9 protein-coding genes are annotated in these 15,813 nt (G+C 49.7%); 5 read left to right on the top strand and 4 right to left on the bottom strand.

What is annotated here, in order from left to right:
* Positions 1-12 precede the first annotated feature (12 nt).
* The 3 genes from dnaE to tilS are packed head-to-tail and all read left to right on the top strand — an operon-like array spanning position 13 to position 5,813.
* Positions 13-3,501, top strand: a complete 3,489-nt coding sequence (gene dnaE, locus IC617_RS07880; RefSeq protein ID WP_191144436.1) for a DNA polymerase III subunit alpha — start codon at positions 13-15, stop codon at positions 3,499-3,501.
* A gap of 34 nt (positions 3,502-3,535) precedes the next feature.
* Positions 3,536-4,492 (top strand): acetyl-CoA carboxylase carboxyl transferase subunit alpha, encoded by a 957-nt coding sequence (accA, locus tag IC617_RS07875; RefSeq protein ID WP_191144473.1) that lies wholly within the window; start codon positions 3,536-3,538, stop codon positions 4,490-4,492.
* Between the two features lie 7 nt (positions 4,493-4,499).
* Positions 4,500-5,813: a tRNA lysidine(34) synthetase TilS gene (gene tilS / locus IC617_RS07870; RefSeq protein ID WP_191144435.1), complete on the top strand. Its 1,314-nt coding sequence runs from the start codon at positions 4,500-4,502 to the stop codon at positions 5,811-5,813.
* On the opposite strand, the gene IC617_RS07865 is transcribed toward tilS, so the two are convergent.
* Both IC617_RS07865 and IC617_RS07860 read right to left on the bottom strand, forming a co-directional pair.
* A complete protein-coding gene (locus IC617_RS07865; RefSeq protein ID WP_191144434.1) occupies positions 5,805-6,671 on the bottom strand; it encodes a GGDEF domain-containing protein in 867 nt (288 codons plus the stop codon). The genes tilS and IC617_RS07865 overlap by 9 nt on opposite strands.
* 91 nt (positions 6,672-6,762) lie before the next feature.
* Entirely contained in the window at positions 6,763-7,920 is a 1,158-nt protein-coding gene (locus tag IC617_RS07860) for a patatin-like phospholipase family protein (RefSeq protein WP_191144433.1), read from the bottom strand.
* Between the two features lie 674 nt (positions 7,921-8,594).
* Here IC617_RS07860 and IC617_RS07855 point away from each other — a divergent pair.
* The gene (locus tag IC617_RS07855; protein WP_191144432.1) at positions 8,595-11,525 is read left to right on the top strand and encodes a TonB-dependent receptor; all 2,931 of its coding nucleotides are present in this window, start codon (positions 8,595-8,597) and stop codon (positions 11,523-11,525) included.
* Positions 11,526-12,150: 625 nt separating this feature from the next.
* On the top strand, positions 12,151-15,105 hold the full coding sequence (locus IC617_RS07850) for a TonB-dependent receptor (RefSeq protein WP_224745877.1): 2,955 nt from the start codon (positions 12,151-12,153) through the stop codon (positions 15,103-15,105).
* Positions 15,106-15,261: 156 nt separating this feature from the next.
* Here IC617_RS07850 and IC617_RS07845 read toward each other — a convergent pair whose 3' ends face one another.
* Positions 15,262-15,420 carry a hypothetical protein gene (locus IC617_RS07845; RefSeq protein WP_191144431.1) on the bottom strand — a complete coding sequence of 53 codons (159 nt, stop codon included), beginning with the start codon at positions 15,418-15,420 and terminating at the stop codon, positions 15,262-15,264.
* Positions 15,421-15,580: 160 nt separating this feature from the next.
* Positions 15,581-15,739 carry a hypothetical protein gene (locus tag IC617_RS07840; protein WP_191144430.1) on the bottom strand — a complete coding sequence of 53 codons (159 nt, stop codon included), beginning with the start codon at positions 15,737-15,739 and terminating at the stop codon, positions 15,581-15,583.
* Positions 15,740-15,813: the final 74 nt, after the last annotated feature.

Here is a 15,813-nt window from a genome sequence, read left to right as displayed (position 1 = left end):
GGCCAGATCGCAATGACTGACAATCACGACCCTAAATTTATTCACCTGCGCATCCATTCTGACTTCTCCATGGTCGATGGCATGAAAAAGGTGCCGGCCTTAATCAACGCAGTGGCAGAGCAAAACATGCCTGCGATGGCCATCACTGACCAAGGAAATCTCTGTGGCCTTGTTCGATTTTACGGTAAGGCGCAAGGCGCTGGCGTTAAGCCGATTATTGGCGCTGATATGTGGATGCGCTCGGCAGAATTTGCCGATGAACTGACTCGCTTGACGGTTCTTTGCCTCAATGACACCGGCTACAAAAACATTACCTTGTTGATTTCACGAGCCTACGAACAAGGCCATGTCCAGCATCGCCCGGTTATTGAGAAAGAATGGCTTGCGGAGCTCAACGAGGGCTTGCTGGTGCTCTCAGGAGCCCGTGAAGGTGATATGGGCATCGCTTTGCTGCGAAACAATCAGCAATTGGTCGACGAATTGGTAGCGTTCTACAAAGAATACTTCCCTGATCGCTACTATCTTGAATTGATACGAACCGGCCGTTCGCAAGAAGAAGACTACCTGCATGCAGCCGTTGAGTTGGCCGCAAGACAGCAGTTGCCGGTAGTGGCGACCAATGAGGTTTGTTTTCTCAGCCAAGACGATTTCGAAGCCCATGAAGTGCGGGTTGCCATCCATGATGGTTTTACCATCGCCGATAAGCGCCGGCCCAAACGTTACTCGCCGCAGCAGTATTTGCGCTCTGAAGCAGAGATGTGTGAGCTGTTTGCCGATGTACCATCAGCTCTCGCCAACACCGTTGAGATTGCCAAGCGCTGTAATGTATCGGTGCGCTTGGGGGAGTACTTTCTACCCAACTTTCCAACGGGCGATCTGACCATTGAAGATTATCTGGTCAAAGTGTCTGAAGAGGGCTTAGAAGAACGGCTTGAATTCCTCTTTCCAGATCCTGAAGAGCGGGCCAAGCGTCGACCTGAATATGACGAGCGCTTGAAAATTGAACTCGATGTCATTAACCAGATGGGCTTTCCCGGTTACTTCTTAATCGTCATGGAGTTCATTCAGTGGTCGAAGGACAACGGCATTCCGGTTGGCCCGGGGCGAGGCTCCGGTGCCGGTTCGCTGGTGGCTTATGCGCAGAAAATTACCGATCTTGACCCCCTCGAATTCGATTTGCTGTTCGAGCGATTTTTGAACCCTGAGCGGGTGTCGATGCCGGACTTTGACGTCGACTTCTGCATGGATCGCCGCGATGAAGTGATCGATCACGTTGCCGAGCTATACGGCCGTGATGCGGTGAGCCAGATCATTACCTTTGGTACCATGGCTGCGAAAGCGGCTATCCGCGATGTTGGCCGGGTGCTGGGCCACTCCTATGGTTTTGTTGACCGAATTTCTAAATTAGTGCCACCCGATCCTGGTATGACCTTGGCCAAAGCGTTTGAGGCCGAGCCTAAACTGCCCGAACTTTACGAGGCCGATGAGGAAGTTCGTGAAATTATCGATATGGCGCGCACCCTCGAAGGGGTGACTCGTAATGCCGGTAAACACGCCGGTGGCGTGGTCATTTCACCAACCAAGATCACCGATTTCTCGCCGTTATATTGTGATGACGAAGGCAATAACCCCGTTACCCAATTCGACAAAAATGATGTTGAAGAAGCGGGCTTGGTGAAGTTCGACTTTCTTGGGTTGCGGACGCTGACCATTATCCAGTGGGCGTTGGATATGCTTAATCCGCGCCGCGCAGCCAAAGGTCAGGAAGCCATTTTCATTGAATCGATTCCGCTCGACGATCAAGCTAGCTTTGATCTGTTGAAGCGGGCTGAAACCACGGCCGTATTCCAGCTTGAATCGCGCGGCATGAAAGAGCTGATCAAGCGCCTCAAGCCCGACTGCTTTGAAGACATCATCGCTTTGGTGGCTTTGTTCCGCCCCGGCCCATTGGGCTCGGGCATGGTGGACAACTTTATCGATCGGAAGCATGGCCGCGAAGAAGTCTCCTATCCCGACGCCCAATACCAACATGAATCGTTGCAACCGATTTTGGAGCCGACATACGGCGTCATCTTGTACCAAGAGCAGGTGATGCAAATCGCTCAGGTGCTCGCCGGTTATTCACTGGGTGGCGCTGACTTGTTGCGCCGTGCCATGGGTAAGAAAAAGCCTGAGGAGATGGCTAAACAACGGGCGGTGTTCGAGCAGGGGGCGCAGGATAACGGCGTTGATGGCGAGCTGGCGATGAAAATCTTCGATTTGGTGGAGAAATTCGCCGGATACGGATTTAACAAATCGCACTCGGCAGCCTATGCCCTAGTGTCGTATCAAACGCTGTGGTTGAAAACCCATTATCCGGCCTACTTTATGGCTGCAGTGATGTCCGCCGATATGGACAACACCGATAAAATCGTCACCTTGGTCGATGAGTGTCAGCGGATGCAGTTGGCGTTAAGTCCGCCGGATTTGAATTCGGGCTACTACAAGTTCTCGGTGAATGATGAGGGTGAAATTGTTTATGGCATTGGCGCCATCAAAGGCGTTGGCGAAGGCCCGGTTGAAGCCATTATCGAAGAGCGAGAGGCCAATGGCCCGTACCGTGATTTGTTTGATTTCTGTGCTCGCATCGATCTGAAGAAAGTCAATCGCCGGATTCTAGAGAAGTTGATTCAATCAGGCGCAATGGACAAGCTCGGCCCTCACCGAGCAGCCTTGATGGCAACGTTACAAGAAGCAATGCGCGCTGCCGAGCAGCACCACAAAGCTGAAGCCTTAGGGCAAGGCGACATGTTTGGCTTGTTGACCACTGAGCCTGAAGAAGTACAGCAGGCATTTGCCTCGGTCAATCCTTGGCCGGAGTCTGTGTGGCTCGAATATGAGCGTGAAACGCTCGGCTTGTATTTAACCGGCCACCCGATTAATCAGTATCTATCGGAGCTGAAAAACTATACCTCGAACCGATTAAAAGATGTCAGCCCAACCAATCGCGGCCAGAAAGTAAAAGCGGCTGGCCTTGTGATTGGCGTGCGGATGATGGTCAGCAAAAAATCGGGCAAACGGATTTGTATTCTGAGCCTTGATGATCGCTCTGGGCGGCTTGATGTTGGTTTATTTGGTGATTCAGTCGAACGATTTGAATCACTTTGCGTCAAAGATAAGATATTGATCGTTGAGGGAGAGGTCAGCTTTGATGACTTCAGCGGCGGCCTTAAAATGTCCGCCGATTCAATATTAGACATTGAACAGGCTCGAGAAAGACACTGCTTGAGTCTGAACATTAAGTTAGCCAAAAATGCATTGCGGCAAGATTGGCTGGCTGAACTACAAAATGTGTTAAGCCAATGGCAACACGGGACGACTCCCGTTCGGATCTGTTATGATGCCGGCACTGCTGAGGCTGAACTAGAATTAGGGACCCAATGGCGGGTGACGCCAACGGATCGCCTGATGAATGAGCTAGAAAGTTTAATGGGGCCGAAGCAGGTCTCTCTGGCCTTCTGATAAAAATTACAAAATAGGACTGCATTGAATGGCTATGCACCTGAATTTCTTGGATTTTGAGCAACCGATTGCGGAACTCGAAGCCCAAATTGAAGAATTACAGCACGTTTCCAGCGAGACATCGGTCGATGTCAATTTAGATGAAGAGCTGGAAAAACTGCGTGGCAAAAGCTACGAGCTGACCAAAAAGATCTTTGCTGATTTGTCAGCGTGGCAGGTCGCACAGGTGGCGCGTCACCCTCAGCGCCCGTACACGCAAGACTACATTAACAACATGTTCACTGAATTTGATGAACAATGTGGTGATCGTGCTTATGCGGATGATCAGTCGCTGATCGGCGGTACCGCCCGATTAGATGGTATTCCAGTGGTTGTACTTGGCCACCAAAAAGGCCGCGAAACCAAAGAAAAAATCAAGCGTAACTTCGGTATGCCTCGTCCAGAAGGCTATCGCAAAGCACTGCGTCTGATGAAGATGGCAGAACGTTTCAACATGCCAATCATCACCTTTATTGACACCCCAGGTGCGTACCCCGGAGTTGGCGCAGAAGAGCGCGGTCAGAGTGAAGCGATTGCTCGTAACCTGAAAGAAATGGCACAGCTGAATGTGCCAGTGATCTGCACCGTGATCGGAGAAGGTGGATCGGGTGGCGCATTGGCGATTGGCGTCGGCGATAAGGTCAACATGCTGCAATACAGCACTTACTCGGTGATCTCACCAGAAGGCTGTGCTTCTATCTTGTGGAAAAGTGCGGAAAAAGCATCAACTGCGGCAGAAGCAATGGGGATCACCGCGCCACGACTGAAAGAGCTGGCGTTGGTTGATAATGTGGTGGAAGAGCCACTTGGCGGTGCCCATCGCAACCCAGTATTAATGGCGGAAACCCTGAAAAAGCAAATTTGTGCTGATCTCAAAGAGTTACAGCAATTGGACAGCGAAGCACTGAAAGAGCGTCGCTACCAACGCTTAATGGGTTACGGCTACTGCTAATAACGCCATGCTCACCACGCTGTTTTGTCAACTCGATGAACTGCAACAGCGTGGTGTTGCTCACTTTATTGTCGCGTACAGCGGCGGTATCGACTCACAAGTTTTGCTCCATGGCTGCTCGCTCTATCAGCAGCAACATCCTGCCATTGAACTCTCTGCTTGCCATATTCACCATGGTTTGTCAGCTAATGCCGATAGCTGGTTACAACACTGTCAAGCCAGCTGCCAACAATTAGCGATTCCATTTATCCATGAGCGTGTGCAACTCGTCAGGGGCAGCCGCCAAAGTCTAGAAGCGGTGGCTCGTGATGCCCGCTATCGGGTGCTAGAAACTCTGGTTGATCATCCAAGTTGTGCTGTTTTAACTGGCCATCATCAGGACGATCAGGTTGAAACCCTGTTTTTGTCACTCAAGCGTGGCAGTGGTTTGGATGGCTTATCGGCAATGCCGTCGCTGATGCCATTTGCCCGCGGTTGGTTGGCGCGGCCAATGTTGCAGTTATCTCGCGCCGAATTACAACAGTATGCCAATGAGCAGCAATTAAGCTGGATAGAAGATGAGAGCAATCAAGACGACCGATTTGATCGCAACTTCATTCGTAATCAATTATTGCCGTTGTGTCAGCAGCGTTGGCCCAGCTTTAATCAGACTGCAAGTCGTAGCGTAAGCTTATTGGCGCAAGACCGGGCGGTTCTTGAGGAAATCACGGCACAAGACTACCAAAGTTGCGTCACTGCAAATGGCTTATCGATTAGTGCGCTCAAGTCACTATCGAATGCCCGCCGTGAGCGGGTCATGCGCCATTGGCTTCGTCAGCGTTGCGTGCCACTGTGGTCATACCGTCAGCAGCAACAAGCGTGGCAATCGGTGGCGCTCGCGCAACAAGATGCACAACCCCAATTGAGCTGGGCTGGGTGGCAGTTGCGACGATACCGCGATGATTTGGTGTTACTTGACGGCAATATTGCCTCGTATCCGCAGCAGTTGACTTGGCAGTGGCCGCAGCCGCTGTCGCTACCCAACGGGACGCTATCGGCACAGCCAAGCGACACGGCTGCGCGGCGTCTCAAGGGGCCACTTGATGGTCAGCCAGTCAGCATTCGTTTTGGGCAATTAAAACAGCGGGTGAGGCCGGCAATGCGGCAGGGCTCGCGAGAGCTGAAAAAAGTGTGGCAAGAAATGGCGGTTCCACCTTGGTTAAGGCAGCAGATCCCGCTGTTATTTTATGGTGAGGAATGTGTCGCGGCGATTGGCTACTGGGTCGCGCAAGGATATGAGTGCCAGCCAGGCGAATCAGGCTGGCACATTGAATTAAGCTGACAGTGACTTCTTGTGACGCTTCATGTCGTACATAGCCTGATCAGCTCGAGCAAGCCACGTTTCTATATTATCGGCATTGGTGTACATCGCGGCACCGATACTGGCGGAAATGCCAAGTTTGGTCAGCAGCGGGTGCTGCTCAAACTGCTCAGTGATCCGCTGTTGTACTAACAAACACGCTTCTTCGCAGCAGTCGACCAGCAGGGCGGCATATTCATCACCACCAAAACGAAATGGCAGATCGGAGCCACGAATCGCCGTTTGCAAACACTCGGCGGCGGCTTGCAGTACTCGGTCGCCCATCAAATGACCATAGTGGTCATTGACCTGTTTGAAGTCATTTAAATCAAGCAACACGATGGCAAGATTTTGCCGGCTACGCCTGGCCTGTGACATGTAACGATAGGCGTGATCGTCGAATGCGCCTCGATTACCTATGTTGGTTAGGTGATCGGTGCGGGCTTGCTGTCTCATGCTTTCGTAGCGCAGGGCGTTGCGAAGCGGGAAATGCAGCTGGCGCTGCAACCAATCGAGCTGCTGGTGCTTGTGATTGTCAAACTTGTGACGACTGGTGTAGGCCAGTTTCACTGGCTCATGATCGTCAATGGTCCACTCAACCGTGAGGCGGTAGCTCTTTGAGGTATCACCCACGTGATACTGCTGGTTGTTCCAGAAAAGGCTAATGCCATCAAGGCTGACACGTTGTCGAGCTTGCTCTAAGTACAATCTCAACAAGGGTTTTAATTCAATTTCCGTTTGTAGAATGCTCAGTAACGAGCTAGGGCGTTCATTGTAGTAAACGCTAAAAACTGAGGCGCGCGCCTGGTCCATGTTGGCATCGAACGCTGATGGAGACATCTGCATGGTATCCATAAAAAGGCTCACTCCGGCAAAAAATTGTCGCTTCAGGAGATATAAAGCAGGCTGCGTGCCAAAGTGTCGATGGATCCTACTTTTCACATAGAAATTGCATCACCGCTTGCCGCTGTTGCAGCCCATCGCGATAACCGAGCTCAATCAATTGCTGGCAATATTCCTTTTCAAACAGTAAGTAACTCAACAATGCTGTATTGGTTTGCGGATTTGCGCCGATCAACTTCAGCAGCATTTTTACGCTGGCGGGCAAACGGTGGTAATGGGGAGCGGCAAGCGTCTTTAGTTCTTCTGACGGATTAATGACGTGGGTATGGATGGGAAATAAGTTGACCTTTTGCTGCTCTGCCCGCGACAGCATTGCTAGGGTGTTATTGATCCGCTGCAGCCGTTCTAAATCGGCTCGCAGGCTGTCACTAAAGATGGTATCGAGTAAATGACCTGCAATATCGGCAGCGCTCGGTGGTGGCATCGCCGCAGTGGAGGAGCGATCGGGCAAGTCACTGGTGCCGACAACTAGGATCCGCCTAGCACCCAAGTGAATGGCCGGACTGAGCGGCGCAAGTTGGTGAATGGAGCCATCACCATAATAACGTTGGCCAATCTTACTGGCTGGAAACACCATAGGAAGCGCGGAAGAAGCCATTAAATGTTCGAACGCGAGCGGCGTTCTGACGCCACGCCGACGCACACGATACCAATCACCTATCTCAGGCTCAGCTTGGAAGAAGCACACCGAGTTGCCGGTGGCATAACTCGACGCGCTGACTGACACCGCCTTGAGAAAGCCGCGGTCGATATTGCGCTCAATCCTCGATAGATCGAGCAGCTTGCTAAGCAACTCATGGAGCGGGGCATTATTCAGGACCGCTAGCGCTCGGTCGGGCTGGCTGGCGGCAATGGGCATGATGTTCCTGAGTAGCTGCCGGAAGATTCCTCGGATGTCGGAATGGTAGACCTTGGAGGTCTGAAAATTGCGCCACACCCATTCAATTTTCTTGATGCCCAAGCGGAAATTGGCGGCGTAGCATGATAGGGCGGTGCCGTTAATGGCACCGGCCGACGTGCCGCAAATAATGTCGAATGGTAGTTTTTTGCCGCCAGGAAAGCACTCGGAGATGGCTTTGAGTACGCCAACTTGATAAGCGGCGCGCGCACCGCCACCGGTCAGGACAATCGCTGAATTCGGTTTCGGTTGAGCTTGTACGTTGCTTTGGCGAAATCTCAGACTCACAAACTTCCTTTCTTCGTCAACAGGCTCTAGTTCAACAGATCCTGAATGCCTTTATTGTCAGTATGGCTGATCAGCCGACCGCCTGGTTTAGCAATGATCAAATTCTTGATTTGATACAAACTCCCACCGATGCGGCCATTGTCGATGTGTGGCCTAATCGAAACTAAATTACTTCGAATTACTGTGATAAAACGCCCATAAAAGAAAGTGCTTACATGTATTTTCTTAGGTTTTCGTTGGTAAACAACGAATCGTTCGAAAAATAGGCAAGATGTCTTTGTTAACTCGCTTGATGTAGTTGCTTACTTACATGATATTAAATCAACTAATTTTTTAGTTTATTTCAACTATCTGTTTTAAGTGTATATTTATTTTTATTTGGGCTTGTTGTGTGTTTCTTAGATAGTTTTTGATAATCCTGATTATATTTTTTTGTCTCGTTAAATATTTGCTTAAACTTTGTTGTTTGTGTGATCTGAAGGCGATTTTGTGCGTTGCTTTACGCAAGTTTTCGGCAGTAGACTTGCTTTGCCGTGAAAGCGCTTACTTGGTGGTTGAATGTGTTGTTGGCATTCAAAAGAAAAGCGTTAGCGGGGGAAGCAGGATTTTTATCCGCACAAAAAACTGCAACCACGGAATCGTGGTGCATCAAAAATTATAAAATGGAGCTCTTCATGAAACACACAAAGTTCGCTAAAACTAAATTGGCGGCAAGCCTTTCTTTAGTTCTTGGCGCAGCAACCTTGTTCTCAGCACAGGCCGCCGAAGAAGTACCAGCTGATGATACAGAAGTCATTCAGGTCACCGGTATTCGCAGCTCGCAGGCCAAAGCCATGGATCTGAAACGTACCTCCGCAGGTGTCGTAGATGCGATCTCTGCCGAGGACATTGGTAAATTCCCTGACACCAACTTAGCCGAATCACTTCAGCGCATCACTGGTGTCTCGATTGATCGGGTCAATGGCGAAGGTAGTAAGGTAACCGTTCGTGGTTTTGGTCCAGACTTTAACTTGGTATTGCTCAACAACCGAGTGATGCCAACGGCACAGGTTGAAGGTGAGTCAACTCGTTCATTTGAATTTGCCAACTTATCCTCTGACAGCGTTAGCGGCGTCGAAGTGTACAAAACTGGTAAAGCGGACGTGGCTTCAGGTGGTATTGGCGCCACCATCAATATCCAAACGGCTCGGCCATTCGACAATGATGGTTTGGTCGCAACAGTAGGGGCGAAAGTTCACCATGATACCGGTGTTGAAGATGGCGATGACTATACCCCTGAGATCTCCGGTTTAATCAGCAACACCTTTATGGATGGAACCTTTGGTATTGGTTTCTCCGGCTCTTATGTCAAACGTGACAGTACCACCAATGCCGCAACCATCGATGGTTGGCGCCAGTTTAATGACGATTCACAGGATGTGATCGATCTGAAAGCACGCGCCGAAGCGGGGACTGTTGATTTGAATGACATGAACAGCAACCCATACGGCAACTACTTCTATGCGCGTAATATTGGCTTTGGCATCACCAATACCGAGCGTGAGCGTACCAATGCGCAGTTGGTATTGCAGTATGCGCCCATCGACACCATGGAAGTCACGGTTGATTACACCTACTCGAAACTCGAAGATGAGTCTGAAGCCGATACCTTTGGTTTATGGTTCTCGGGCCTTGGTAACCTGACCGCAGCTGAAGTTGATAAAAATGGTACCTTCGTATACGCCACCGAAGTTGGCGGTGACTACTCTGGCACCATGCAACAAAACGCTTCAGAGAACGAAAACAAATCGCTGGGTTTAAACATCGCTTGGCAGGTCAATGATTTGCTTGAATTGCGTTTGGATGCCCACGATTCCGAAGCAACCGCCGAGGGTACCTTAGGTGATAGTGCCGATAATAAGTTCTTTATTGCTGGCGCATTGAATGTTGCAGACAAAACATATGATGCCCGTAACACGGATATTCCGCTGCTTGGCGCCAACTACGTCGATCTGAATCCTGCCGGTGAGCCGCATCTGCAGCCTGAAGATTACGCCACTTTATTTGCTGGTGTTCGCGCTGGTAAAAACAAAACCGATGTCACCCAAGTGCAATTTGATGGTACTTGGATTAACGATAGCTCTGATTCTCTTGGCGCCATCGACTTTGGTTTGTCTTATCTGAAAATGGAAACCCACGCAGGTGCTAGTTACACCGGTCCGATTAGCGCCGGCTGGTATGGCAACAAAGGGCAGTGGGCGGATTATATGTCGTATGAAAGTCTCGGCGGAGGCTTCCTCAGTGACTTTTCCGGTGGCGGCAGTGACATGCTGATCCCTTATTACTACAGCTACGATCAAGACGCAGCAATGGCGCGTGCTGAAGAGTTGTACGATGTCGAATACAAAGCCATTCCGTTTACTGATGATCATCACATTGAAGAAGAAACCAAGTCAGCTTACTTGCAGTTCAACTTCGAAAGTGAATTCAATGACATGCCGCTTAATGTACTGGCTGGTATTCGCTATGAGCAAACTGATGTGACCGCCAGCAGCTTGCAGCAAGATGCCGAGCGCGTGGTTTGGCTAAATCCAACCGAGTGGGTTACCGAGTTTGCTGACACCTCGACCTTTAGCCATGAAACCCATGACTATAAAGAGTTCTTGCCAAGTCTCGATATCGACTTAGAAGTCATTGAAGATCTGAAGGTTCGCTTTAGCTACAGCAACACCATTACGCGCTCAACGCTGGGACAAATGCGTGCAACGACGTCATTAACCGCCATTCCAAAAGTCGGTGGTCGTTCAGGCTTTGCCGGTAACCCAGCTTTGAAACCTTATAGCTCAGACAACCTCGATTTCTCGGTTGAATACTATTATGGTGAAGCAAGCTACGTATCAGCAGGTTGGTTCAATAAAGAAGTAGAGAACTTCCTGATGAACACCATTGTTGAACAAGAGTTCGATCATTTGCGCGACCCATATGTTGGTCCAGCAGCGGAGCTTGCTCGTGCTGAAATCACCGCAGCCGGTGGTGTACCGAGTGATGAAGCCGTTCATGGTTGGCTAGTCGACAATGGCTATGGCGACGCTGATGGCCGAGTCCCTCAAAGTGCCAATGATCCGGTGATCACTTGGCAGATCAGTCAGCCTAACAACGTTGAAGACTTAAACATTCATGGTTGGGAAATCGCTGCTCAGCATTGGTTCTGGGATACCGGATTTGGTGTTTCTGCTAATGCCACCTTTGTGACTGGTGATACTGAGTACGATGTCGAGCGCACCGATGAGCAGTTCGCACTGCCTGGTTTGAGTGATTCGGCTAACTTTGCTGCCTTCTATGATAAAGACGGTTTGCAAGCGCGAATCGCCTACAACTGGCGTGATGACTTCCTGTCGGCCACTGGCCAAGCAGAATCTGGCGGTCCAGCGCCTCAGTTCACTGAATCTTATGGCCAGTGGGACTTCAGCATCAGTTACGATGTGACTGAGGAACTGACCGTGTTTGCCGAAGGTATTAACATCTTTGAAGAAGAAATGCGTATCCATGGTCGCTACAAAGAGCAAATGTTGCGTGCACAAGAAAACAGTGCTCGTTATGCATTGGGCGCCCGTTACACCTTCTAACCAAGAAGGCTAATTGGACTGTTTGAAGCCGCTGTAAACAGCGGCTTTTTTGTCGTTGCTGTTTGTCACTGTGATAACACTTGTCGCAAGGCGGAGTTGGTCATTGTGATGCCAACTCACTTAAAGCTTATGTTAGGTCTTACACTTGAACGTGTAATGAAAAATTGGGTAAGCGCTTACATTGGGTTGTTTGGTTTGTCGATCCAGCTCTCATTTATGACATAAAAAATCGGAGCTTATGCTCTATTTGGGCCATTTGGCGGTCTCCAGCAGATCTGAAATGTATCCTCGGAATCGTTTGTTTATCGATTGGGGTATGAATTTTAATTGTTATTTAACAGTTGCTTATTTAATTTTGGTTAAAGCATTAATGATTAATTGTGGCTGGTTGTAATGGCGCAATTGGTATCTTGTGTTGCACATGTTGTTTTTGTGATCTGGGAAAGGGACACAACATTGATTTGTTCGCGGGTAGCGGATTAAACTTAATTCATCATGAAAGCGCTTACGTAAGCGGTTACACGCTAAGTAAATGCGTTCACATGGGCAGTATGGTTTTTCACCCGTTATAAATCATGAGTGATTGCGCTACTCGTGAATAATTAAGTCTATACGGAGACAGTTCATGAAACACACAATGTTCACTAAAACAAAACTGGCAGCCAGTTTGTCTTTGGTGCTCGGTGCTGCGGCATTGATTCCGGCTCAAGCCGCCGATGAAATTCCTGCGGACGATACCGAAGTAATTCAGGTTACCGGTATTCGCAGCTCGCAAGCCAAAGCGATGGATTTAAAGCGTACCTCAGCTGGTGTAGTTGATGCTATTTCGGCAGAGGATATTGGTAAGTTCCCAGATACTAACCTGGCAGAATCGCTACAGCGTATCACTGGCGTGTCCATTGACCGTGTTAACGGTGAAGGTAGCAAGGTGACTGTTCGTGGTTTTGGCCCTGACTTCAACTTAGTCTTGTTCAACGGCCGTACCATGCCGACATCTGGCACTGCCAGTGAGTCGACTCGTTCATTCGACTTTGCCAACATCGCCTCGGAAAGCGTGTCTGAAGTAGCTGTTTCCAAAACTGGTCGAGCCGATCTGCCTTCAGGCGGTATTGGTGCCACCATTGATATCCGCACCGCCCGCCCATTTGACAATGATGGCATGGTTGCCACGGTAACCGGTAAAGTGCATCACGATACCAGCGTTGACGATAGCGTTGATGGTAGCGGCGATGATTACACACCAGAAGTTTCCGGCATCTTCAGCAACACCTTCATGGACGACACTATTGGTATCGGTGTTTCTGCTTCTTACAAAAAACGCGACAGCACCATCACCAAAGCAGGTATCGATGGCTGGCGCCAGTTCAATACTGAAGATTCCGCATTTGCTACTTGGCTCGAAAACAAAACGGCCTCAGGTGAGTTGGTTGATGACAACCAAAACCCTCATGGCAACTACTTCTATGCCCGTAACATGGGCTTTAGCTCAACCGATGTTGAACGTGAGCGTTATAACGCTCAAGTCGTGTTCCAATATGCGCCAATGGATAACTTGGTGATCACCACTGATTACACCTACTCCAAGCTGGAAGACGAAAGCTATGTTGATAGCTTCGGCCTTTGGTTCCAAGGCTATAACAGTGTTGACACCGCTCATGTTGATGAGAACGGCACCTTTGATGTGGTCACTGAATTTGGTGGCGACTACTCCGGTACCATGAGCATGGAAGCATCAGAGAACGAGAACAAATCGCTGGGCCTGAATATCGATTGGCAGGTCAATGATGATTTGGCGCTCAGCTTTGATGCCCATGATTCTTCTGCAGAGTCTAATGGAGCGCTGAGCAACGGCACTAACCGTACTTTCTTCATTAAAGGCGGTTTCAACTTCGACACCAAGACCTATGATGCGTCAAGCACTGAGATCCCAACGCTCGACGCGGTGTTCACCAATCCTGTGCCTGGTACTGATGTCAACCTGCTACCTGAGCACTACAACTCACTGTTCGCGGGTATGGTGGCTGCGAAGAATGAAACTGACTTAACTCAGTATCAGTTCGACGGCAGTTACTTCATCGATATTCCGGGTATTGTCGATACCATCGAATTTGGTATGGCTTATACCGATATGGAAACTCGCGCTTGGGGTAGCTATGACCAGCAAAGTGCCGGTTGGTACGACCCTGCTAACCTAGGTATTTGGGAAGAAGACATGGAGTTGGTGCTGCTTGGCAAAGACTTCTTAGGTGACTTCTCTGGTGGTGGTAAAGATATCCGTATTCCTTACTACTACACCTACAATCAAAAAACCTCGATGGCGAAAGCTGAGGACTTGTTTGGCGTGCAATATGTTGCTGCCCCTTGGCAAGACGACCATAAGGTGCAAGAAGAAACCACCAGTGCCTACATTCAGCTGAGTGTTGAAACTGAACTGATGGAAATGCCATTGAATGTGCTGCTCGGTGGCCGTTACGAAAAAACTGATGTGACTGCCAGCAGCTTGCAAACAGTTGCCGAAGAACTCCAGTGGATTTCTGGCCAAGAGTGGTTCACTCAGAAGTCTGAAGAACAGACTTACACCCGCGAAACCAGTGATTACAGCGAGTTCTTACCGAACTTAGATATCAATCTGGAAATCGTTGACGATTTAATTGCCCGTGTTTCTTTGAGCAAAACCATTACTCGCCCAACGCTGGGTCAAATGAAGGCAACCAACTCGTTAACTAATCAGCCTAAGCCTGGCTCGCGCACTGGCTTCTCTGGTAACCCAGGGCTGGAGCCATTCAGCTCCGATAACATTGATTTGTCGCTTGAGTACTACTACGACGAAGCAAGTTATGTGTCTGCAGGTTGGTTTAACAAAGACGTAGAAAACTTCCTGCAAACCACCATCAGCGAAGTGCAGTACGACGGTCTACGCGACCCGTATGTTGGTCCTCGCGCTGAGTTGGCTCGCTCACAATTGGCGGCCGATGGTGTGCCAGCAACTGATGAAAACGTGTTCCAGTGGTTGATTGACAATGGCTATGGTGAGCAAGTGGGTGACAACACGGTAATCCGTCAAAGTGACGATGATCCAGTCGTGACTTGGTTGGTTAATCGCCCGAATAACGTTGAAGATCTCCGCACTCACGGTTGGGAAATCGCATGGCAGCACTGGTTCTGGGACACTGGTTTCGGTTTCCAAGCGAATGCGACCTTCGTCAGCGGTGACACCGAGTACGATGTTGAAACCACCACTGAACAGTTCGCTCTGCCTGGTTTGAGTGACTCTGCAAACTTCTCTGTGTTCTATGACAAAGATGGCTTGCAAGCTCGAGCGGCTTACAACTGGCGTGATGATTTCTTGTCAGGAACAGGTCAAGCGGAAGCGGGTGGTCCAGCACCTCAGTTCACAGAGTCTTACGGTCAGTTGGACGTGAGCGTGAGCTATGAAGTGAATGACCAGTTGAGTATTTTCTTCGAAGGTTTGAACGTACTGGAAGAAGAGCAACGCATTCATGGGCGCTACAAAGAGCAAATGCTGAGTGCGACTCAGGGCTCTGCTCGCTACGCCATTGGTGCTAGCTACAAGTTCTAATAGGAAACATGCACTTCCTTTAAGTTGGCCGCTGGAAACAGCGGCCTTTTTTATGTTCAGGATGAACGGTATGCCGCGAGTGCATGGATGCACAGGAGCGGCGATGTTCAGGACGAACGGTATGCCTTCTTCCAATAAATCGGGTAAAACCTTAATTCAGCAAGACGCGGTGAAGCCATCCATGGCCGCTCGACTGCCGCTTCCTGCGGCAGACGCTTGCTGACTCAAGGTTTCACCCGCTTTACGACGCTGCTTCGAATGTTTCCAGATAAATCGCCGCGCCGAAGCTAACCAAAGCGGAATCAAGTTGCTCATATCAAAGCCTCTGCAGCAGGGAGGCTGCAGTGGAGCCATCATGGATGATTTCACGGCGTCTTTGATATGAGCAGCTTGATGTAGCTATTGATACAAGTTTTGAAAATCGCTGTCGGATTCGTTCTCTGAACTGTGTATCAATGCGGGGTAAAACCTTAATTCAGCAAGACGCGGTGAAGCCATCCATGGCCGCTCGACTGCCGCTCCCTACGGCAGACGCTTGCTGACTCAAGGTTTCACCCGCTTTACGACTCTGCTTCGACTGTTTCCAGAGCAATCGCCGCGCCGAAGCTAACCAAAGCGGAATCAAGTTGCTCATATCAAAGCCTCTGCAGCAGGGAGGCTGCAGTGGAGCCATCAAGGATGATTTCGCGGCGTCTTTGATATGAGCAG

It is taken from the genome of Neiella litorisoli (assembly GCF_014773395.1).
In the GTDB taxonomy this organism is placed as follows: Bacteria; Pseudomonadota; Gammaproteobacteria; order Enterobacterales; family Neiellaceae; genus Neiella; species Neiella litorisoli.
The sequence above is the reverse complement of the archived record's forward strand: the minus strand, read 5'-3'. Positions and strand labels throughout refer to the sequence as shown.

Bases quoted from the DNA above. Each gene is read 5' to 3' on its own strand.
- accA (WP_191144473.1), top strand. From the start codon at position 3,536: ATGCACCTGAATTTCTTGGATTTTGAGCAACCGATTGCGGAACTCGAA.
- IC617_RS07845 (WP_191144431.1), bottom strand. From the start codon at position 15,420: ATGAGCAACTTGATTCCGCTTTGGTTAGCTTCGGCGCGGCGATTTATC.
- dnaE (WP_191144436.1), top strand. From the start codon at position 13: ATGACTGACAATCACGACCCTAAATTTATTCACCTGCGCATCCATTCT.
- IC617_RS07850 (WP_224745877.1), top strand. From the start codon at position 12,151: ATGAAACACACAATGTTCACTAAAACAAAACTGGCAGCCAGTTTGTCT.
- IC617_RS07855 (WP_191144432.1), top strand. From the start codon at position 8,595: ATGAAACACACAAAGTTCGCTAAAACTAAATTGGCGGCAAGCCTTTCT.
- IC617_RS07865 (WP_191144434.1), bottom strand. From the start codon at position 6,671: ATGTCTCCATCAGCGTTCGATGCCAACATGGACCAGGCGCGCGCCTCA.
- IC617_RS07840 (WP_191144430.1), bottom strand. From the start codon at position 15,739: ATGAGCAACTTGATTCCGCTTTGGTTAGCTTCGGCGCGGCGATTGCTC.
- tilS (WP_191144435.1), top strand. From the start codon at position 4,500: ATGCTCACCACGCTGTTTTGTCAACTCGATGAACTGCAACAGCGTGGT.